Genomic DNA, 20,500 nt, shown 5'->3' with positions numbered 1-20,500 from the left:
ACGTGAAACAGCTCTTTAAAAGAATAATAGAGTTAATTATATTTTTGTTCTTTCTTTCTTTCGTTAGTTTTGCACTAATGAAACTAGCACCTGGAGATCCAACCAGATATATGTTAGATGTGATAGACGTTCAAACAACTGAGGAGCAAATAGAAGAATTAAGGGAAGAGCTTGGTTTTAACGATTCAATATATGTTCAATATTGGAATTGGCTATTACGCTTTGTGCAATTAGATTTAGGTGAATCCTACATGACCAAAAAACCCGTATTTGATGAATTATGGAGTAGGTTTCCATCAACTTTAGCGATTACGTTTGCATCACTTGTTGTTATGACGTTGGTTGCTGTTCCGATTGGAACGATATCAGCCATATATAAAGACAGATGGATTGACCATATTGGTAGAGTACTATCCTTAATTGGTGCAGCAGTTCCTAGCTTTTGGCTAGGACTGCTCTTTATTGAATTTTTTTCAATCAAATTAGATTGGCTACCTTCAATGGGTAAGGGAACATTCTCACATATGATGTTACCATCCATAACACTTGGGCTTGCAATGTCAGCTGTGTATATTCGTCTGCTCCGTTCGAGTTTATTAGAGACACTTGGACAGGATTTTATTCGTTCAGCTAGGGCAAGAGGGTTAAGTAACAGTAGAATCTTTATCTTTCATGCCTTTCGCTATAGCTTGATTCCTGTTATCACAATTTTTGGAGTAAGCTTAGGTAGTTTACTTGGTGGTACTGTTGTCATTGAAGTACTTTTTGCCTATCCAGGAATAGGAAAGTTTGTAGTAGATGCAATTGGAAAACGAGACTACCCAATTATTCAAGGATATATTCTTTTTATGGGTGGCTTTGTTATCATAATTAATCTTCTAGTTGATCTTTCTTATCGATATCTCAATCCGGAGATTCGACTAAAGGAGGCAGATCGTCAATGATAGTAGTACGACCAAATAATGTAACGAAGAATATTAAAAGGCCGCAATTCAAATTATTTGGAATGATTGTTTTACTTGGATTAATTATAATTTTAACGCTCGTAGCACCTTTAATAGCACCCTATGATCCAACAGAGGTTCAATTAACTGAAAGGTTAAAACCAATGAGCTCGGAGAATCTATTAGGGACGGATCATATGGGAAGAGATATCTTATCACGTATTCTAGTTGGTGCTCAAACAACAGTGGGTACAAGTATACTTGTGATCGTTCTTGCTTTATCTATTGGGTTACCAGTAGGACTAATATCTGGCTATATCGGTGGTGCTCTTGATCGATTTTTCATGAGAATTGTTGATGCTTTATTGGCATTTCCCGATTTCATCATTGCAATTGTCCTTAGTGGCTTGCTAGGACCAGGTATGTTTAATCTAGTTTTAGCTTTAGTTGTAGTTAAATGGGTTAGCTATGCCCGACTAGTACGAAGTACAGTCATATCAGAGAATCAAAAAGAGTACATTGCAGTTGCGAAGATTAATGGACTATCATCTATTAAAATATTAAGCAAGCATATGATTCCACATGTTGTTGGGAATTTAGTCGTTTATGCTTCATTAGATTTAGGAAAAGTGATTTTAGTTATTGCCTCTCTATCTTACATTGGTTTAGGCGCCCAGCCTCCAACACCAGAATGGGGTGCAATGCTAAACGAAGGAAGAAACTTTTTCCATAATGCGCCACAACTCATGTATATCCCTGGCATAGCGATCATGCTAGTTGTTCTTATCTTAAATCTGCTAGGCGACTTACTAAGAGATCGACTTGACGTCAAAAATAAATAGGAGGGAAAATGGCAATTTTAACAATTGATCATTTAACTATTAATCACGAAGATACTATTCTTGTCAATCAGGTAAATTTCTCAATTGCTGAAGGAGAATGGCTGGCATTAGTGGGAGAGAGTGGAAGCGGTAAGAGCATAACAGCGTCATCAATTGGAGGGATTTTACCGAAGGAATTAAAGATTGTTTCAGGTAGAATCTCTTTTAATGGAGCAGATCTTTCAAATATGACAGAAAAAGAGTATCGCAGAATTCGAGGTAAGGAAATATCATATGTATTTCAGGATTATCAAGGTGCTTTTACACCATTTATTAAACTAGGTAACCAAATTGATGAATTGTTAAAGACACATACCACATTATCTAAGAAAGAGAGGAAGAAAGCGGCTTTGTCCATTTTAAAAGATGTTAACCTTTTTGATGAACGTATATATAATAGTTATCCATTTCAATTAAGTGGTGGTCAACTACAAAGAGCTGCGATTGCAATGGCTGTTGTTTTAAAGCCTAAGCTACTGATTGCAGATGAACCAACTACAGCACTTGATAGTATGTCAGCTTCAAGAGTACTAGGATTGATTGCAAAGCTGAAACAGCAAATGGGCTGTGCAGTACTATTTATTACACATGATTTAAGGCATGTAAAAAAATATGCAAATCAAGTAGCCATTATGAAGCAAGGAAAAGTAGTGGAACAAGGTAGTAAAGAAAGCATTTTTGAAAACCCTCAGCATGACTATACAAAACAACTATTTGCAGCGATCCCTCCACTTAGGGAAACACCATCAAGGTTGTTTATGATAAGTGAAAATCCTGCTTAAGACTATAGATTAAAGGATGAATGTAAGTGATTGAAATAACTGATAAAGCATTTACCTGTAAGGATGTTACAAAGAAGTTCTCTTGTGGTCATAAAGCTGTTGATTCGGTATCATTCCATATAAAAAAAGGTGAGTGTTTAGGTTTAGTAGGGGAAAGTGGTAGTGGAAAAAGTACACTTGCTCGATGCTTATTACAATTAGAAAAAATGGATCAAGGTGAAATGTATCTTGCTAACCAACCATTACATGGAATGAATAAGCGTATGTTAAGAAAATTAAGAAGGAACATCCAAGCCGTTCTACAAAATCCAACCGCTTCTTTAAATCCAAGGATCAAAATTATAGACCAGCTGATGGAACCATTAGATGTTCAAAAAGATGTTACCCCATCATTCTTAAAAGAAGTACATCATAGTCGTGAACATATAGCGCAGTACTTAATGGAAATGGTAGGAGTACCTTCAAAATATTTAATGATGTATCCACATGAACTAAGTGGTGGTCAAAAGCAAAGAGTAAATATTGCAAGAGCTATCAGTATTGAACCTTCATTGATTATTCTGGATGAACCTACAGCTAGTCTTGATGTTTCGATCCAGGCAATGATTCTCAATTTACTTAAAGATTTACAAGAATCTCTAGGATTATCATATTTATTTATTTCACATGATTTAGCTGCTGTTAATTTTATGAGTCATCGGATTATGATAATGCAGCATGGGAGAATCGTTGATGAATGTAATCAGAGAGATCTGTTTTCTAATAAACGACACTCTTATACAAAAGAACTTATAAGTGTTTTTGAGTCGTAAAGAAGGGTGAAAAAATGGCCATAAAACAATTGGTTACCCATAAAGATTATCTAAAATTAGTAATACCTATCACAATTTCTTCCTCGGTAAAATTTCTAAAAATCAAATGAAGAAGTCACTAATGGAAATTTAACTCAGTGTAATTTAAAAAAATTCCTTAGACCCATCGACTTGCGTTTTTTACCGTGTGCTCTTCAGTGAATGGCTGAAGGAAAACGAATGGGAGGATAAGGAAAATGCTAAATTTCTTGCTTATAATATGCCTGGATGTCTACTTTACCGCCAAGCATGCGTCTGTCCATTTGAATATTTTTGGTAAAAAAGTTCCCCAAAATGCCCCCCAATTCGCTGGGGCAGATTACATAATTCTACAAAGCGAAAAAACAAAAAAACCCTAGAAACGTTAATATAACGCGATTTCTAGGGTTTTTTTAAATGCCCTTTACAGAGCATTTCTTGAGTACTCCTCAACTAAAGACCATAGTTAATAATAATTACAAATTTTTAAACCTATTTTCATTTGCGGCAAAACAAATTTTCATTAAATAAAAAACCTTGCATTAACCAACCGAAAGGTTGATTTGACAAGGTTTTGGGTACGTCCCAGAGAGGATTCGAACCTCCGACCTACAGTTTAGGAAACTGTTGCTCTATCCTGCTGAGCTACTAGGACAAGTTTATTTGGAACGTATTTTATTATACTCAGATATTCAAAAAAGGTCAATAATAACTTCTTGTTACTGAACAGTGATGCCCCGTTTAATCTCATCTTTTTCCCGAAAAATTAACCACACTAGTAAGCTTAGCGTAATGACCAGCCCTTCCATTGAGACAATGTAATAAGGGTACGGACCCAATACATCCAATAAACTCGGAGACTTCGGTTTATGGCTTAAAAACATATAATTTCCATCCACCAGTTTATTAATGACCATAATGATTGGCATCATCACATTTAAGAAGACAAACAGTTTTACCACTGACCAAATCGTCGGGCGATATCCTTTCACCCAGGTAAAATACAAGACTGTCCAGATCATCATCAAATGCGTATAAAAGAAATGGAAAAACCTGAAATGCGGGAATTCGAAATTTAATAAGGGAGTAAAGATTGCTTGTGATGCTCCCAGTAAAGCGGTAAATAACAATATTTCGTAAATGATTTTTTTCTTTGTAAGCAGCAAGAAAACAGTTAGGAACAGACTGATGCTGCATAATTCCAGTGGGATGGCGTGGCTTACGTTCCAATTGCCGTTTACCATCATCCAAATATGGTACATGGCTTCGAACAAGACTAATGAGATGGCTGCCGCGATTTCAACCTTTCTCCAATTACCCCGTTTTAATTTTTCCCTATTGAAAAAAACCCCTGCCGAAATAATGAAGAGAAGGGCAATAATCACAAAATGGCTGACCGAAAACATTTCGAAATCAAACTCCTTATAACTGCCGCCAAACCACGCCACCTTGTATCACCTCTTATGATTGAAAAGAATATTCTCACTTTTATTATGATGCTTTTATTTTCATAGAAAAAGGACTAATCGTTAGGGAAACTCTTACAAAATAAGACAAAATTAAACTTGCTACAAGAAAAAACCGAATGGGAGAAAGCAGAATAATAGGTTGGAAAATCAAAAAATTGAGCCAATTTGATACTTATTTTTGTTTGGCAAAATAGGTGTGCAAAAAGGGTCTTTTATCTACATCATCTTACATAAATAGTGGTGTTTTTACAAGGAATATTGACAAAAAATTCTAACAACTAACCGTAAAATGAGACTAGATAGTAAAATATTACTATCAAAAAATATTAATTAGGAAGGGGTAAGGTGATGAAAAAATTATTTTCCGTGGGGCTTATTTTGGCATTGGTTTTAGTATCAATTGTACCTGCATTTGCAAAAACCAATCCACAACCGAAGAGCACATTTCCCCCCATCTTATCACAAGGTAGACCCTGATTTAACCAGGGAGGTGAAAGCAAAAGGCGGTGCCATTAAAGGAAAGGAATTGAAGACCTCGAATGGTAAGTCCTACATAAAGCCGCAGCAATCCGAAAAGCTTCAACCGAAAAAACCAGAAGAGTTAATAAAAAAAGGAATTGCCATTGTTGTGGATTTTCCAGTTGAAACTCCAGGAGAAATTAGTGATGTTCCAGGAGTAAACTACCCGCAGATTCCATATCACTATTTCAATGACCTTATGAACGGAGACACTTATAATCCGATGCCCATATCGGAGAACTTGTAAAAGATGCAATTGAACTTGCCTCAAAGGATGTTGATTTCTCACAATATGCTGTTCCAGCCAAGCCGGGCGATTTCTGGCTGCATGGCGATGCCACATCTTTTAAAAAAGGTGACCAAACGATTGACAAAATCGTGCCAAATATTCTCATTATCCACCGCGGAACAGGTGCGGAATTCAGCACGGACCCAAGCCTCATCTGTTCCCATAAATGGGATATTACCAGTGCAAGCTATTATGGAGAATACTATAAAACAGGCACACCACCAGATGAAGCCACATTGGGAGCACACAGTGGTTGACGGTGTCGCAGTTGATACCTACAATATTGTCCCTGAAGTGGGGCAGGATCTCACTGGATATTTAAAGGTAGCTTATCCTGACCTAGTTCCAGAAAATTTTACCGGCAGGCCGCCATCACCGCCAAGTGTCGGGGTATTCGCCCATGAGTTTGCCCATGTCCTTGGTCTTCCTGATTTATATGACTATGGATATGATTCGGAAGGTGTTGGGATGTACAGCTTAATGGCCGGTGGTTCCTATGGTCGAGATATGCAAAACCGTAACTATTCCGGGAATTCACCGGTACACCCTGATGCATGGTCAAAGACCTATTTAGGATTTGCTGCACCGAAGGAAGTAACGAAGAGTACTTCCTTAACGCTTCGACCGGTTGACCAGTACCCTGATATTTATAAAGTGATTGTGCCAGGCTCAAACGGCCGAGAATATTTCTTGCTGGAAAACCGTCAGCAGAAGGGTTTTGATGCCGGGTTGGAATCTAATGCGGATGGAACCGCGCTACATGGATTAGTTGTTTACCATGTAGTCGAGGATATCCTCTCCCGCAGCTTCTGGAGGCCAAATGAAGCGCAGAACTGGGATTTTAATCATCTAGGGCTGGCGCAAGTTCCAATCAATCCTGATAATGGGGAACGTCATTACGCAGTTAGTGTCATGCAGGCGGACGGACAATATGACATGGAGTGGTACCTGAATGACGGTGATGCCGGAGACGTATTCTCAGGTAAAAATAATGTGACATCTATTAGTGCCAAAGGGAATGTGGCACCAAACACGACATCATTATACCAGTGGTCGAAAAAGAGTACAGAGACTGGCATTCAATTTGATCATATCGTTGAAAAGGTAGATGGATCCATCACATTTAATGTAAAATTTACAAAATAATAAGCAGCTAGTTTGTACAGGTGCAGCGGAGTTATCTCCGTTGCACCTTTATTTTTTGGAGCCTCAAACTAGTGGAAAGATTTTTCTTCCTAAAAAAATAACCTGAATTTGTGATATAATTAATTGTCGAAGATACTCGAAAGAAACAAGAATGTTGGAGGAAATTATGGCTGGTTATACGCCGATGATACAGCAATATTTAGCAGTCAAGGCAGACTATCAAGATGCCTTTTTATTTTTTCGCTTAGGGGATTTTTACGAAATGTTTTTCGAAGATGCTATTAAAGCATCTCAGGAATTGGAAATTACTTTAACCGGCCGTGAGGGTGGAACCGAGGAACGAATTCCGATGTGCGGTGTTCCTTACCATTCAGCGGCGAACTATATTGAACAATTAATTGCAAAAGGCTACAAGGTCGCCATTTGCGAACAAACCGAGGATCCGAAACAGGCAAAAGGGGTTGTCCGCCGGGAAGTCATTCAATTGATCACCCCCGGAACAGTGATGGACGGTAAAGGGTTAACCGAAAAAGAAAACAACTATATTGCCTCGGTTACAGCCTTTGATGACAAATCCTTTGGTATGGCTTATAACGATATTTCAACTGGTGAAAGCAAAGTAACCTTGCTGACGAATTTTGATGAGGTTTTAAATGAGCTGGCTGTTCTGGGTGCCAAAGAAGTGGTTATTGCCAGCGATTTCGATGGTGACCTGCAGAAGAAAATGCGCGAACGTGACGTGCTCGCGATTTCGTTTGAGGATAATAGTTCAGTAGAAATCAATTTTTCCCAGCTGCTCGAGGATTTGAATCAAGACAAGTTAAAGATAACTGTAGCTCGGTTATTCCATTATTTATACCGTTCGCAAAAGAGAAGTCTTGATCACCTTCAGCCGGTAACTACCTATCAAATCCATCAATTTATGAAAATTGATTACTATTCGAAGCGCAATCTTGAATTAACCGAAACCATCCGCTCAAAAGGGAAGAAAGGTTCTTTGCTTTGGTTGTTGGATGAAACGATGACGGCGATGGGCGGAAGAATGTTAAAGCACTGGATTGATCGGCCGCTGATTAATCGTGACGAAATCGAAAACCGCCATCACCTCGTTGGAATCTTAATGAACCATTATTTTGAGCGACAGGACCTTCGGGAAAAACTGAAAGAAGTTTACGACTTGGAACGTTTGGCCGGCCGGGTAGCTTTTGGAAATGTGAACGCCCGTGATTTGGTGCAGCTAAACCGTTCACTCATGCAGGTACCATTTTTAAAAGAAATTCTGCTTTCGATGGATATGACTGGCATGGCTGAAAAAATGGATCCATGTGAAGATGTCACTGATTTATTGGAGCAGGCAATCGTTGAAAATCCGCCACTGTCGTTAAAGGAAGGGAATATCATCCGCGACGGCTACAATGCCCAATTGGATCAATATCGCGATGCCAGCCGGAACGGCAAGACGTGGATTGCCCAGCTTGAACGGGCGGAGCGGGAAAAGACCGGAATTAAATCGCTGAAAATCGGTTACAACCGCGTGTTTGGTTACTATATTGAAGTCACCAGAGCAAACCTCCATTTATTGAAAGAAGGGCAATATGAGCGCAAGCAGACTTTAACGAATGCCGAACGCTTTATTACGCCTGAACTAAAGGAAAAAGAAGCGTTAATTTTACAAGCGGAAGAGAAAATTGGCGAGCTCGAATATGAATTATTCACGGAAATTCGCGAGACGATTAAAGAATATATCCCGCGCTTGCAGGCGTTGGCGAAGACTGTCAGCGAGCTTGATGTTCTACAATGTTTTGCCAAGGTAAGTGAAGAGCGCCGCTATGTGAGACCGCAATTTTCCGAGGAACGCCGTGTTATCGTGAAGGACGGACGCCATCCGGTCGTTGAAAAGGTGTTGAATGCCCAGGAGTACGTTCCAAATGACTGCATCATGGATACCGACCGTGAGGTGCTGCTCATCACAGGACCGAATATGTCCGGTAAAAGTACGTACATGCGGCAAATTGCCTTGACTGCCATTTTGGCGCAAATCGGCTGCTATGTCCCGGCATCGGAAGCGGTGCTGCCAATTTTTGACCAGGTGTTCACTAGAATCGGGGCTGCGGATGATTTGATCTCAGGTCAGAGTACCTTTATGGTCGAAATGCTTGAAGCCAAGAACGCCATTGCCAATGCGACGCAAAACAGCTTGATTCTATTTGATGAAATCGGCCGCGGTACGTCCACCTATGACGGAATGGCCCTGGCGCAAGCGATCATTGAATACATTCATGAGCGAATTGGGGCGAAAACATTATTTTCAACCCACTATCACGAACTAACAGTGCTGGATGAGGAACTGTCGAAATTAAAAAACATCCATGTCAGTGCGATTGAACATAACGGCAAAGTTGTTTTTCTTCATAAAATAAAGGAAGGCCCGGCCGACAAAAGTTACGGAATCCATGTGGCCCAGCTGGCGGAATTGCCGGCTGAATTAATCTCGCGTGCTAAAGAGATTTTACTGGAATTTGAACAATCTGATACGCAAACCGTCGCCGTCAAAAGGGAAGAGTCGGATCCTCAAACCGTTGTTGCGAAAAAAGAGGAGCCTGTCCGTGAACAGCCGGCACAGCTTTCCTTCTTTGATGAACCTACGGAAACGAAAAAGCCTGAGCTTTCATCAAAAGAAAAGAAGGTTCTTGAAAAAATGCGTGACCTTGATTTATTGGATATAACGCCGCTGCAGGCGATTAATTTGCTCTATGAGCTGCAGAAAAAGTTGAAGTAATTTTTTATAAAGGAGGCGATTGGCATGGGCAAGATTATCCAGTTGGACGATGCCCTATCAAATAAAATAGCGGCGGGAGAAGTAGTCGAACGCCCCGCCTCTGTCGTCAAAGAGCTGGTTGAGAACGCGATTGATGCCGGCAGTACCGTGATAGAAATCGAGGTGGAGGAAGCCGGTCTGGCGAAAATCCGCATCACCGACAACGGGAATGGGATTGATGAAGACGATGTGCTGCTGGCCTTCCAACGCCACGCCACTTCAAAGATTAAAAATGAAAACGACCTATTCCGGATTCGGACCCTCGGATTCCGCGGTGAGGCCCTGCCGAGTATCGCCTCTGTGTCCAGATTGGAACTGAAAACTTCAACCGGCGAGGGTGCCGGCAACCGGGTTGTCATCGAAGGCGGCAAGGTGGAGATTTTTGAAAAAGCATCGTCGCGCCGCGGGACTGATATTACGATTACCGATTTATTTTTCAATACGCCCGCTCGATTGAAGTATATGAAAACGATTCATACCGAACTTGGGAATATTACCGATGTCGTCAACAGGCTCGCATTGTCACATCCGGAGGTTGCCTTCCGCTTGATCCATAATGACCGGAAACTGCTGCAAACCAATGGTAACGGGGATGTTAGACAGGTGCTAGCCTCTATTTACGGGGTGAGCATTGCGAAACAATTGGTACCGATATCGGGAAGTTCACTTGACTATAAGGTGAGCGGATTTGCCTCGATGCCTGAGGTGACGAGAGCGTCACGAAACTACATTTCCACGATGATAAACGGGCGGTTTATTAAAAACTATCCATTGGCAAAGGCGATTCAAGAGGGCTACCATACATTGCTGCCAATCGGTCGGTTCCCCATTGTACTGGTGAACATTGAGATGGACCCGCTGCTGGTGGATGTCAATGTGCACCCGTCGAAAATGGAGGTCCGCTTTAGTAAGGAAGCGGAACTGAATGAATTGGTCACCTCTATTATTCGAGATGCGTTTAAAACAAAGGTGCTGATTCCGACAGCTTACACTCAAACTGCCAAAAAGAACCAGCCGAAATCGGAGCAGACCGCTTTGGCGCTTGATGAGGGGACGGTTCCTAGACCTGTTTTTGTGGAAAATCCATCGCCGAAGATACCTTTCGTAGAAGAATTTATCCCGACACCAGAACCTAGAGCTGTGGAAGAGGTTCATGAACCTCAGAACTGGATGGCGGCCAATCCATTTCAAGTTGCGGAAGAAAAATTTGAAGAGCAAGTTGAAATCCCTGAGGTAACGGCTTCTATAGAAGCTCGTGATACTCCATCCGAAAGCCGGGTGCCCCGAATGTATCCAATCGGGCAAATGCACGGAACCTATATTTTCGCTCAGAATGAAAATGGCTTATACATTATAGACCAGCACGCCGCCCAGGAACGGTTGAAATATGAGTACTTTCGTGAAAAAGTGGGACAGGTTGCATCTGAGCTGCAGGAGATGTTAATGCCGTTGACCTTTGAATATTCGACCGATGATTATATAAAAATCTCGGAAAATATTCATGAGCTTGAAAAAGTCGGGGTATTTTTGGAGGAGTTCGGGCTCAACAGTTTCATAGTCCGGTCGCACCCAGCGTGGTTTCCGAAGGGTGAGGAAAAGCAAATCATTGAAGAAATGATCGAGCAGTTACTGGCGATGAAGAGAGTCGATATTAAAAAATTGCGCGAGGAAGCCGCGATTATGATGAGCTGCAAGGCCTCGATCAAGGCCAATCGCCATTTGCGGAATGATGAAATACAGGCCTTGCTCGACGATTTGCGAAAAGCGTCCGACCCGTTCACCTGTCCACATGGCAGACCAATCATTGTGCATTACTCGATTTATGAAATGGAAAAGATGTTTAAGAGGGTTATGTAAAGGGGAAAAGTGCATTCTCATTTGATAACGGGTTCGGTTACCTATCGTAAACATTAAAAATGAAACTTAAAATGAGTGCCAAATTGTATGTGAATTTGGCACTCATTTTTTTTTGTTAAAAACTAATGTCAACCAAGCAAGCAAATGTGTTAACATTAAAGATAAAGAATAATCAGTTTTGTAGGGGAGGATTAAAATGAAAAATAGAATTATTGCACTTGTAGGTAGTTTTTTTGTTTTTGCTGTTGGCCTATTTAGAATATTTAATGAGTCGCTTTCCTCAACGCCTCTATTTGTAGCTTATGTATTCATCATTACAGGATTAATTGGAATTGTTGCTAACGGATTAAAGTTAAAAGAATCAAAAAACAACTAAAATGGTCAGCGAACGCGTACTATGAAAGTGTCATAGTACGCCCCGCCTCCAAGAATTCCTGAACTCAAGGGCAAAACATCCCGCCCTTGAGTTCCATCCATTCCAAACTAAACTACTATCCACACAACCCATTACTTCACCACAGCATGCACCTTGTTCAAATACTGCAAGGCCATCCCGGTACCGACCACCACGGATTCGAGCGGGCTTGGCGCCAACTGGACTGGAACCACAATCTCGTTGCTCAACCATTCTTCCATTCCCTTCAGCAGGGAACCGCCGCCAGTCAAAATGACGCCGCGGTCCACGATATCACCGCTCAACTCGGCAGGGCAGTCCTCGAGAGTGGCGCGAATGGCCTCCAGGATATGCAATAATGGCTCTTTTAAAGCATTGCGAATTTCATAGGATGAGAGTTTCACCGTTTTGGGCAGGCCGGACACGAGATCCCGTCCGCGGACATCCATAAACAGTTCCTCGTGGTCAATCAAGGCATAACCGATTTCCATTTTAATATTTTCGGCAGTCCGTTCGCCAATCAACACATTGTATTCCTTGCGGACGTATTGGATAATATCATCATCCAACCGGTCGCCGCCCACTTTAATAGAATGATAGGCAACCACTCCTCCAAAGGAAATGATCGCCACTTCGGTGTTGCCGCCGCCAATGTCAACGACAACATTCGCTACCGGTTCATCGACAGGAAGGCCGGCGCCTATAGCGGCTGCCACCGGCTCCTCAATCAAGCTTATTTTCTTAGCACCGGCGTTTCTGACTGCATCCTGAATCGCTCTTCGTTCCACGCTTGTCGACCCGGCAGGAATACAAACCGCGACATTCGGCTTGCGCATCGCAAACCCAATTTTCTTCGAGGCTTTGCGCATGATTTCCTTCAGCATCTCAGTGGTAAGGTCAAAATCGGCAATGACCCCATCCTTCAGCGGGCGGATGGCAATTATTTTTTCAGGTGTTTTCCCGAGCATTTCCTTAGCCTCGGTTCCAACTGCCACGATCTTTTTCGTTACTGTGTCAATCGCGACAACTGATGGCTCATTCAGAGCAATTCCTTTATTTTTACTGTAAACCAATGTATTGGCTGTTCCTAAATCTATTCCCATATCAAATGTTTGTAACATTTTTCATCACCTAGTTTCATGAATTTCGTCAAACTACAACAAATTGCGAGTTGTATTTACAAAATACTTTACGTATAAGCCTAACATGATTTTGGGGGTGGAAAGCGCTTTGTAAATGAACCGTTATCCATTTGTAATGTATGAGGAAAAAACTTCTTTCTTTTGAAATAAATTTAAAACGCATATAAAAGATATTTTTTGACTATACTTATTTGATGTTCAACTGCTTTTTAAATTTGTGTTACGATAAAGGTGTGAAAGTCAAAATTTTCATAGGAAAAAGCGACAAGGCAGTGTGAAAAGATTGGATGCAAAACAAAAATTATTAGTAATCATTGGACCAACTGCGGTTGGAAAAACGAAACTGAGCATTGAAATGGCCAAAAAATTTAACGGTGAAATTATCAGCGGGGATTCGATGCAGATTTACCGGGGAATGGACATTGGGACGGCGAAAATCAAAAAGGAAGAGATGGAAGGGATTCCCCATTATTTAATTGATATCAAGGAACCTAATGAAAATTTTTCCGTGGCTGAATTTCAGTCACTCGTTCGTGATAAAATAACGGAGATTTCCAAAAAAGGAAAACTTCCCATCATTGTGGGCGGAACTGGACTTTATATTCAATCTGTCATTTATGATTATCAATTTTCCGATGTGTCTGGAGATGAAGCTCTCCGACACAAGCTTGAAGAACGGCTAAAGGAAATCGGCCATGATGCATTGTACAAAGAGCTGCAGGAAATTGATCCAAAAAGCGCCGAACAAATCCATCCAAACAATAGCCGCAGGGTGATCCGTGCCCTTGAAATCTACTATCTTACAGGGAAAACCCGTCAGGAGTATCAAAATGCGCAGAAGCCAGACCTGTTGTACGATACCGCCATTATCGGATTAACCATGGATAGGGAGCTGTTGTACGAGCGAATTAATGCCCGGGTTGATATAATGGTAAAGGAAGGGCTTTTGGATGAAGTAAAATTCTTGTACAACCGGGGGTTGCGTGAGTGCCAATCGATTCAGGCCATTGGCTATAAGGAAATTTATCAATATTTGGATGGTGATATTCCCTTTGAACAGGCGATTGAGACTTTGAAGCAAAACTCCAGGCGCTATGCGAAGAGACAATTAACTTGGTTTCGTAACAAAATGAAGGTAAAATGGTTTGATGTAACAGATGTGAACAATTTTTCACAAAAAATAAAGGAAATTTCACAATATGTTGAAGGAAAGCTTGGAGTAAAATCGAATACATATTAGTAGAGATAAAAGAGGAGGATATTTATCATGAAAACGTCGATTAACATTCAGGATCAATTTTTAAACCAGTGCCGGAAAGATAACACTCATGTAACCGTATTCCTACTGAACGGATTCCAATTAAGAGGCCAAATTAAAGGCTTTGATAATTTTACCGTGTTATTTGAATCAGAAGGGAAACAACAATTAGTGTATAAGCATGCCATTTCCACTTTTGCACCGTTAAAATACGTCCAGCTTGATCTTGATAATCAATAAAATGCGACAAACTCGAGCCCATGATTTTAGGGCTCTTTTTTATTTTCAGGAAATCTTTTTAATGAAATTCCAAGGCAGTGAATACATATAAAATGAAGCATTATGCTTTTCTTGAAACATTTGTACATTCCCACAAATGACCTGACGCTGCAAAATGAGAGGTGAAAGCTTTGGACCAACATAATCGCATGAAAAGCAACGGTCAAATTAGGGTTATTCTCAACTCCCAGAAAAGAAAAAACGTTACAAAAGAGTTACCCGACTTCCAAGTTGCTCCAAAGGTGATTCCCCCTGAGCATTCGGCGCTAAAGGAAATCGAAGACGAGCTCGGGGCTTTGGTTGGTATGGAAGAAATGAAGCGAACCATTAAAGAAATATATGCTTGGATTTATGTGAATAAAAAACGCGAGGAAATGGGACTTAAGGCGAAAAAGCAAGCGCTCCATATGATGTTTAAAGGCAATCCGGGAACTGGAAAGACAACGGTTGCAAGGCTGATCGGCAAGCTTTTTCAAAAGATGAACGTCCTTTCCAAAGGCCACCTGATTGAGGCGGAGCGTGCCGACCTCGTCGGTGAATATATCGGCCATACAGCTCAGAAAACGAGGGATTTAATCAAGAAGGCACAGGGCGGAATCTTGTTTATTGATGAGGCCTATTCACTCGGCCGTGGCGGAGAAAAGGATTTTGGCAAGGAGGCCATCGACACGCTTGTCAAACACATGGAGGATAAGCAGCATGAGTTTATCCTGATTCTCGCTGGTTATTCTCGGGAAATGGACTATTTTTTATCATTGAATCCCGGATTGCATTCCCGGTTTCCGTTGGTGATTGATTTTCCAGATTACGACATTCATCAACTAATGGAGATTGGGGCCAGAATGCTGAAAGAGCGAGAGTACACCTTGAGTCATGAGGCTGAGAAGAAGATCAGGGACCATTTAATTTGGGTAAAGTCTGCGTTAACCCCGAACAGTTTTTCAAACGGTCGGTATGTGCGGAACATCATCGAAAAATCAATTCGCGCCCAAGCGATGCGACTGCTTATGCTTAACAATTATGACCGGCATGATTTAATGACGATTCGCAGCAATGACTTGGTGTTTGAAGAAGATAATTAAAAAATCGGCGGTTCGCGATTGACCGCCGATTTTTTAGTGCGTCCCGAGTCTCCGTGAAGGCAGTTAGCAACCAGGAAATTACAATAAGTTTTTTATGGGAAAAATAGTGTATCAGGATGTTTTTTGTTAAGATGAGAAATAGAGTATTCCGGAAGGGAAGGATGTCTTTTGGAACAAAGAGAAACAAAGGAAAAAGTTGTGTTAGTTGGCTGTCAGACCGATGATGACGATTTACGGTTCCAATATTCAATGGATGAGTTAGAATCGCTAACGGAAACAGCTCAAGGGGAAGTTCTGGCTTCACTCGTTCAAAAGCGTGAGCGTATCCACCCGGCAACCTATATCGGAAAAGGAAAAGTCGAAGAATTGCAGGCGCTCGTCGATGAACTGGAGGCAGACCTGGTCATCTTTAATGATGAATTGTCACCGAGTCAGAAACGGAATCTTTCTTCGGGAATCAATGCGCTAATCATCGACCGAACACAGCTCATTTTGGATATATTTGCCCAACGTGCCCGTTCGAAAGAAGGAAAGCTTCAGGTTGAACTGGCCCAGTTGCAGTACATATTGCCACGCCTTGCCGGCCAGGGAACAGCCCTATCAAGGTTGGGTGCCGGGATTGGAACAAGAGGTCCGGGTGAAACCAAACTGGAATCCGATCGGCGCCATATTCGTCGCCGGATTGATGATATTAAAAGTCAGCTTTCCGTCATCGTCCAGCACCGCGACCGCTACCGGGAACGTCGCAAGAAAAACAAAACGTTTCAAGTTGCCATCGTTGGCTATACGAACGCCGGAAAATCAACCTTGTTTAATCGATTGTCCGAAGCAGATTCTTATGAAGAAAATCAATTGTTTGCAACACTCGATCCGATGACCCGTAAATTGATTCTGCCAAGCGGCTTTTTGGCGTTAATCACCGATACGGTCGGGTTTATTCAAGATTTGCCAACAGCGTTAATTGCCGCATTTCGTTCCACGCTAGAAGAGGTGAAGGAAGCCGATTTGCTGCTGCACGTTGTTGACATGTCCAATCCAGATTACTTTCAGCATGAAAAAACGGTCAATAAACTGCTGGAGGACCTTGATGTAAAGGACATTCCGCAGTTAACCGTTTATAATAAGCGGGACATCCAGCATGCTGATTTCGTGCCAACTGCCGATACCCCGACTGTCTTCATTAGTGCATTTGAGGAAAACGACCGGCAGGCGTTAAAGCTGAAAATTGAACAAGTCTTGATGGGGATGATGAAGCCATATGAAGTCCTTGTTCCGTCGACTGAAGGAAAACTGCTGTCACAGTTGAAAAATGGCACAATACTACGAGAATTGGTATTTGATGAAGACATTCAAGTGTACCGTTGTAAGGGTTATTCACTGGAGGACCATCAAATCACCGGACAATTACAGAAATATAATGTGAGATAGGAGAACAGCAAGATGTTTCAACAGCTAAAAAATGGGGAAAAACTTCAACACATTGTGAAAGAAGTAGAACAGCAAATCGCGGAAGTGCATAAAGGAATCGATGAAAAAATTGAAAAGAATCAGTTCCGGGTTCTTCAGAGCTACCAAAAGCATCGGGTCAGCGACTCGCATTTTATCCCGTCAACCGGCTACGGCTATGACGATATTGGGCGGGATACGCTGGAAGCGGTATACGCCGATGTGTTTGGCGGCGAGGCCGGCCTGGTCCGTCCGCAAATTATTTCCGGCACCCACGCCATATCCATCGCTTTATTCGGCATCCTGCGCCCAGGCGATGAACTGCTTTATATCACCGGAAAACCATATGATACACTTGAAGAAATTGTCGGAATCCGCGGCAATGGTGTTGGCTCATTAAAGGAATTTGGCATTTCTTATGATAGTGTGGCATTGACGAGCGAAGGCGGAATGGACTGGGAGGCCGTCGCGGCCAAAATCAAACCAAACACCAAAATGATTGGGATTCAGCGCTCCAAAGGATATGCAGTAAGGCCATCTTTTACGGTTAGAGAAATTGGCGAGATGATTCGCTTCGTCAAAGAAATCAAGCAGGATGTCGTTGTGTTTGTGGATAACTGCTACGGAGAGTTTGTCGAAGAAATCGAGCCTTGCCATGTCGGTGCCGATTTAATGGCTGGGTCGTTAATAAAAAATCCTGGCGGCGGCATCGTCAAAACGGGTGGTTATATTGTCGGCAAGAAACAATGGGTCGAAGCCTGTTCCTACCGGATGACCTCCCCTGGAATTGGTGCGGAAGCAGGAGCTTCATTGTACAGTCTCCAGGAAATGTATCAAGGCTTCTTCCTGGCACCGCATGTAGTTGGACAGGCGCTGAAGGGTGCAGTTTTCACAGCGGCTTTGCTTGAAAAATTAGGAATGAACTCCTCGCCGAAATGGGATGCCAAACGAACGGATTTAATCCAATCGGTCCAATTTGACGACCGCGATAAAATGGTGGCTTTCTGCCAGGCAATCCAGTTCGCTTCGCCGATTAATTCTTATGTCACACCTCATCCAAGTTATATGCCTGGTTATGAGGATGATGTCATAATGGCAGCAGGAACGTTTATTCAAGGGGCGAGCATCGAATTGACGGCAGACGGCCCGATTCGCCCGCCGTATGTGGCTTATGTTCAAGGCGGCCTTACCTATGCTCATGTGAAAATGGCGGTCTGTCTCGCTGTGGACCATCTGGCAGAAAAAGGGTTAATCGCAATTTAATTAGGCAGACTACCGAAGAGCAGCTAAAAAGCTGTTCTTTTTTTATACGAAAAAACCATGTTAGATTTTCTGACATGAGATTGACATCTTTTATAACATTAAAATATAATAGCAATATGAATTAACAGAAGGAGGAGAAATTCAGGTGAGCGGAAAAGAAATTCGCCGTTCCATGCCATTGTTTCCGATCGGAACGGTCATGCAGTTAACCAAATTAACGGCTAGGCAAATCCGATATTATGAAGAGCACCAATTGATTTCTCCAGCAAGAACAGAAGGAAACAGACGTCTATTTAGCCTTAACGATATCGACAGGCTTTTGGAAATTAAGGACTTGATCGATCAAGGGGTGAATATGGCTGGCATTAAACAGCTTTTCTTCGTCAAAGAGCAGCATGCCACTTCACAAGTACAGCAAACCGAAAAAGTAAAGCGGGAGCTAACCGATGAGGAGTTGAGAAAACTTCTTCGCAACGAATTAATGCATTCGGGCAGAATGAATCGGTCATCATTGCGTCAAGGTGACCTGTCGCGCTTTTTCCATTAATTTTTTCAAAAAACGGGAGGGTTTACAATGTCGAGATTTACAAAAGATGATATTAAACGGATGGCAAAAGAGGGGAATGTTAAATTTATCCGGCTGCAGTTTACGGATATTCTCGGAACGATCAAAAACGTGGAAATTCCAATCAGCCAATTGGAAAAAGCGCTTGACAACAAAATGATGTTCGACGGTTCTTCTATTGAAGGCTTCGTCCGAATTGAAGAATCCGATATGTATTTATACCCTGATTTGGATACATGGGTAATCTTCCCGTGGACCGCAGAAAAAGGGAAAGTTGCCCGCTTGATTTGCGACATTTACAATTCCAGCGGTACCCCGTTCGCCGGCGACCCGCGCAGCAATTTAAAACGGGTATTAAGGGAAATGGAAGAGCTTGGGTTTACTGATTTCAACCTTGGGCCAGAGCCGGAATTCTTCTTATTTAAATTGGATGAAAAAGGCGAGCCAACCCTTGAGTTGAATGACAAAGGCGGATATTTCGATTTTGCACCGACTGACATGGGCGAGAACTGCCGCCGCGACATCGTGCTTGAGTTGGAGGAAATGGGCTTTGAAGTGGAAGCCTCCCACCATGAGGTAGCCCCTGGACAGCATGAAATTGATTTCAAATATGCAGATGCGCTAACTGCCTGCGACCAAATTCAAACCTTTAAGCTTGTCGTAAAAACAATCGCCCGCAAGCATGGCTTGCACGCAACGTTCATGCCTAAACCATTGTTTGGCGTTGCTGGTTCTGGAATGCACATGAACCTTTCCTTATTTAACGAAGGAAAAAATACTTTCTTTGATCCGACAGGCGACTTGCAGTTAAGTGATACGGCCCGCCAATTTATTGCCGGTGTCCTGAAACACGCAACGTCATTTACAGCTGTAACAAATCCGACAGTCAACTCTTATAAGCGTCTTGTTCCTGGTTACGAGGCCCCATGCTATGTAGCTTGGTCCGCCCAAAACCGTTCACCGCTTGTCCGGATCCCTGCATCGCGCGGCATGAGCACACGGATTGAGGTTCGCAGTGTTGACCCGTCTGCAAACCCATATTTGGCAATGGCGGTTCTATTGAAGGCAGGCTTGGATGGAATCAAGAACAAATTGACTCCACCGGCACCAGTGGACCGTAACATCTACGTCATGTCGACTGAAGAGCGCGCCGAGGAAGGGATCATCGATCTTCCGGCAACCTTGGCTCAAGCGTTACACCTGTTAAAGGCCGACAAAGTGATTGTTGATGGTCTTGGTGAACACATCTTCGAACGCTTCCTTGATGCGAAAGAGATTGAGTGGGATATGTTCCGTACCGTCGTGCATCCATGGGAGCGCGAGCAGTATATGAGCATGTATTAATAAAGAGAGAATTGGAGCCTTGTCCGTCCCTTTAGTAGGGGCTGGATGGGGCTTTTTGTTTTGGGGTGGTTGTGTATGTAGATGCGTAGCGGTTTAGGAAGGGGTCTTGTGATGTTCCTGGGTAAACCAGCAGACGGTAAAAATGAAGTCGTCTATTTACCCGTTTCACTCGAAAAACCAAGTCAGCGGTAA

Annotated in this window: 18 protein-coding genes and 1 tRNA gene; 16 read left to right on the top strand and 3 right to left on the bottom strand. The window is 42.2% G+C overall.

The genetic code is table 11. The features are described 5' to 3' along the window. The first annotated feature begins 2 nt into the window (after positions 1-2). From nikB to M3234_RS11740, 4 genes are read left to right on the top strand one after another with little or no spacing between them, the layout of a single operon-like run. Positions 3-944 (top strand): nickel ABC transporter permease, encoded by a 942-nt coding sequence (gene nikB, locus M3234_RS11755; RefSeq protein ID WP_262304899.1) that lies wholly within the window; start codon positions 3-5, stop codon positions 942-944. Beyond that, on the top strand, positions 941-1,786 hold the full coding sequence (gene nikC, locus M3234_RS11750; protein ID WP_262304898.1) for a nickel transporter permease: 846 nt from the start codon (positions 941-943) through the stop codon (positions 1,784-1,786). Before nikB ends, nikC begins: the two co-directional genes overlap by 4 nt. Before the next feature lie 8 nt (positions 1,787-1,794). Then, positions 1,795-2,607 carry an ABC transporter ATP-binding protein gene (locus M3234_RS11745; protein ID WP_262304897.1) on the top strand — a complete coding sequence of 271 codons (813 nt, stop codon included), beginning with the start codon at positions 1,795-1,797 and terminating at the stop codon, positions 2,605-2,607. A gap of 35 nt (positions 2,608-2,642) precedes the next feature. Next, positions 2,643-3,419 carry an ABC transporter ATP-binding protein gene (locus tag M3234_RS11740; protein ID WP_262305014.1) on the top strand — a complete coding sequence of 259 codons (777 nt, stop codon included), beginning with the start codon at positions 2,643-2,645 and terminating at the stop codon, positions 3,417-3,419. A gap of 599 nt (positions 3,420-4,018) precedes the next feature. Here M3234_RS11740 and M3234_RS11735 read toward each other — a convergent pair. Together M3234_RS11735 and M3234_RS11730 are read right to left on the bottom strand one after the other, a co-directional pair. Then, positions 4,019-4,092, bottom strand: a tRNA-Arg gene (locus tag M3234_RS11735). 64 nt (positions 4,093-4,156) lie between these two features. Next, positions 4,157-4,885: a YwaF family protein gene (locus tag M3234_RS11730; RefSeq protein ID WP_262304896.1), complete on the bottom strand. Its 729-nt coding sequence runs from the start codon at positions 4,883-4,885 to the stop codon at positions 4,157-4,159. A gap of 511 nt (positions 4,886-5,396) precedes the next feature. Between M3234_RS11730 and M3234_RS11725 the strand changes: the two genes are divergently transcribed. From M3234_RS11725 to M3234_RS11705, 5 genes are all read left to right on the top strand, one after another. Beyond that, complete coding sequence (locus M3234_RS11725) at positions 5,397-5,672, top strand: hypothetical protein (RefSeq protein ID WP_262304895.1); 276 nt, start codon at positions 5,397-5,399, stop codon at positions 5,670-5,672. A gap of 3 nt (positions 5,673-5,675) precedes the next feature. Then, positions 5,676-6,860: an immune inhibitor A domain-containing protein gene (locus tag M3234_RS29285; RefSeq protein WP_285858410.1), complete on the top strand. Its 1,185-nt coding sequence runs from the start codon at positions 5,676-5,678 to the stop codon at positions 6,858-6,860. A 166-nt stretch (positions 6,861-7,026) separates the two neighbouring features. Beyond that, entirely contained in the window at positions 7,027-9,639 is a 2,613-nt protein-coding gene (mutS, locus tag M3234_RS11715; RefSeq protein ID WP_262304894.1) for a DNA mismatch repair protein MutS, read from the top strand. A gap of 24 nt (positions 9,640-9,663) precedes the next feature. Beyond that, positions 9,664-11,535, top strand: a complete 1,872-nt coding sequence (gene mutL / locus M3234_RS11710) for a DNA mismatch repair endonuclease MutL (RefSeq protein WP_262304893.1) — start codon at positions 9,664-9,666, stop codon at positions 11,533-11,535. 196 nt (positions 11,536-11,731) lie between these two features. Beyond that, positions 11,732-11,911, top strand: a complete 180-nt coding sequence (locus tag M3234_RS11705; RefSeq protein ID WP_262304892.1) for a hypothetical protein — start codon at positions 11,732-11,734, stop codon at positions 11,909-11,911. Positions 11,912-12,042: 131 nt separating this feature from the next. On the opposite strand, the gene mreBH is transcribed toward M3234_RS11705, so the two are convergent. Continuing rightward, complete coding sequence (mreBH, locus tag M3234_RS11700; protein WP_262304891.1) at positions 12,043-13,050, bottom strand: rod-share determining protein MreBH; 1,008 nt, start codon at positions 13,048-13,050, stop codon at positions 12,043-12,045. A gap of 304 nt (positions 13,051-13,354) precedes the next feature. On the opposite strand from mreBH, the gene miaA reads away from it, so the two are divergent. From miaA to glnA, 7 genes are all read left to right on the top strand, one after another. Further along, positions 13,355-14,311 (top strand): tRNA (adenosine(37)-N6)-dimethylallyltransferase MiaA, encoded by a 957-nt coding sequence (gene miaA / locus M3234_RS11695; protein ID WP_262304890.1) that lies wholly within the window; start codon positions 13,355-13,357, stop codon positions 14,309-14,311. A 27-nt stretch (positions 14,312-14,338) separates the two neighbouring features. Further along, positions 14,339-14,569 (top strand): RNA chaperone Hfq, encoded by a 231-nt coding sequence (gene hfq, locus M3234_RS11690; protein WP_066320937.1) that lies wholly within the window; start codon positions 14,339-14,341, stop codon positions 14,567-14,569. 170 nt (positions 14,570-14,739) lie between these two features. Next, on the top strand, positions 14,740-15,690 hold the full coding sequence (spoVK, locus tag M3234_RS11685) for a stage V sporulation protein K (RefSeq protein ID WP_262304889.1): 951 nt from the start codon (positions 14,740-14,742) through the stop codon (positions 15,688-15,690). Between the two features lie 168 nt (positions 15,691-15,858). Beyond that, entirely contained in the window at positions 15,859-17,118 is a 1,260-nt protein-coding gene (gene hflX, locus M3234_RS11680) for a GTPase HflX (protein ID WP_262304888.1), read from the top strand. A 12-nt stretch (positions 17,119-17,130) separates the two neighbouring features. Continuing rightward, a complete protein-coding gene (locus M3234_RS11675; protein WP_262304887.1) occupies positions 17,131-18,399 on the top strand; it encodes a methionine gamma-lyase family protein in 1,269 nt (422 codons plus the stop codon). A 145-nt stretch (positions 18,400-18,544) separates the two neighbouring features. Next, positions 18,545-18,946: a MerR family transcriptional regulator gene (locus tag M3234_RS11670; protein ID WP_311315644.1), complete on the top strand. Its 402-nt coding sequence runs from the start codon at positions 18,545-18,547 to the stop codon at positions 18,944-18,946. 27 nt (positions 18,947-18,973) lie between these two features. Then, on the top strand, positions 18,974-20,308 hold the full coding sequence (glnA, locus tag M3234_RS11665) for a type I glutamate--ammonia ligase (RefSeq protein ID WP_262304886.1): 1,335 nt from the start codon (positions 18,974-18,976) through the stop codon (positions 20,306-20,308). Positions 20,309-20,500: the final 192 nt, after the last annotated feature.

The organism is Neobacillus niacini (assembly GCF_023715785.1).
GTDB classification, from domain to species: Bacteria; Bacillota; Bacilli; order Bacillales; family Cytobacillaceae; genus Neobacillus; species Neobacillus niacini_E.
This window is presented reverse-complemented; position numbering and strand designations above follow the sequence as displayed.

What these genes read in the sequence shown, in the direction of transcription:
- M3234_RS29285 (WP_285858410.1), top strand. Translation starts at nt 5,676, where the DNA reads ATGCAATTGAACTTGCCTCAAAGGATGTTGATTTCTCACAATATGCTG.
- M3234_RS11675 (WP_262304887.1), top strand. Translation starts at nt 17,131, where the DNA reads ATGTTTCAACAGCTAAAAAATGGGGAAAAACTTCAACACATTGTGAAA.
- mutL (WP_262304893.1), top strand. Translation starts at nt 9,664, where the DNA reads ATGGGCAAGATTATCCAGTTGGACGATGCCCTATCAAATAAAATAGCG.
- M3234_RS11705 (WP_262304892.1), top strand. Translation starts at nt 11,732, where the DNA reads ATGAAAAATAGAATTATTGCACTTGTAGGTAGTTTTTTTGTTTTTGCT.
- mutS (WP_262304894.1), top strand. Translation starts at nt 7,027, where the DNA reads ATGGCTGGTTATACGCCGATGATACAGCAATATTTAGCAGTCAAGGCA.
- glnA (WP_262304886.1), top strand. Translation starts at nt 18,974, where the DNA reads ATGTCGAGATTTACAAAAGATGATATTAAACGGATGGCAAAAGAGGGG.
- nikC (WP_262304898.1), top strand. Translation starts at nt 941, where the DNA reads ATGATAGTAGTACGACCAAATAATGTAACGAAGAATATTAAAAGGCCG.
- hfq (WP_066320937.1), top strand. Translation starts at nt 14,339, where the DNA reads ATGAAAACGTCGATTAACATTCAGGATCAATTTTTAAACCAGTGCCGG.
- mreBH (WP_262304891.1), bottom strand. Translation starts at nt 13,050, where the DNA reads ATGTTACAAACATTTGATATGGGAATAGATTTAGGAACAGCCAATACA.
- M3234_RS11745 (WP_262304897.1), top strand. Translation starts at nt 1,795, where the DNA reads ATGGCAATTTTAACAATTGATCATTTAACTATTAATCACGAAGATACT.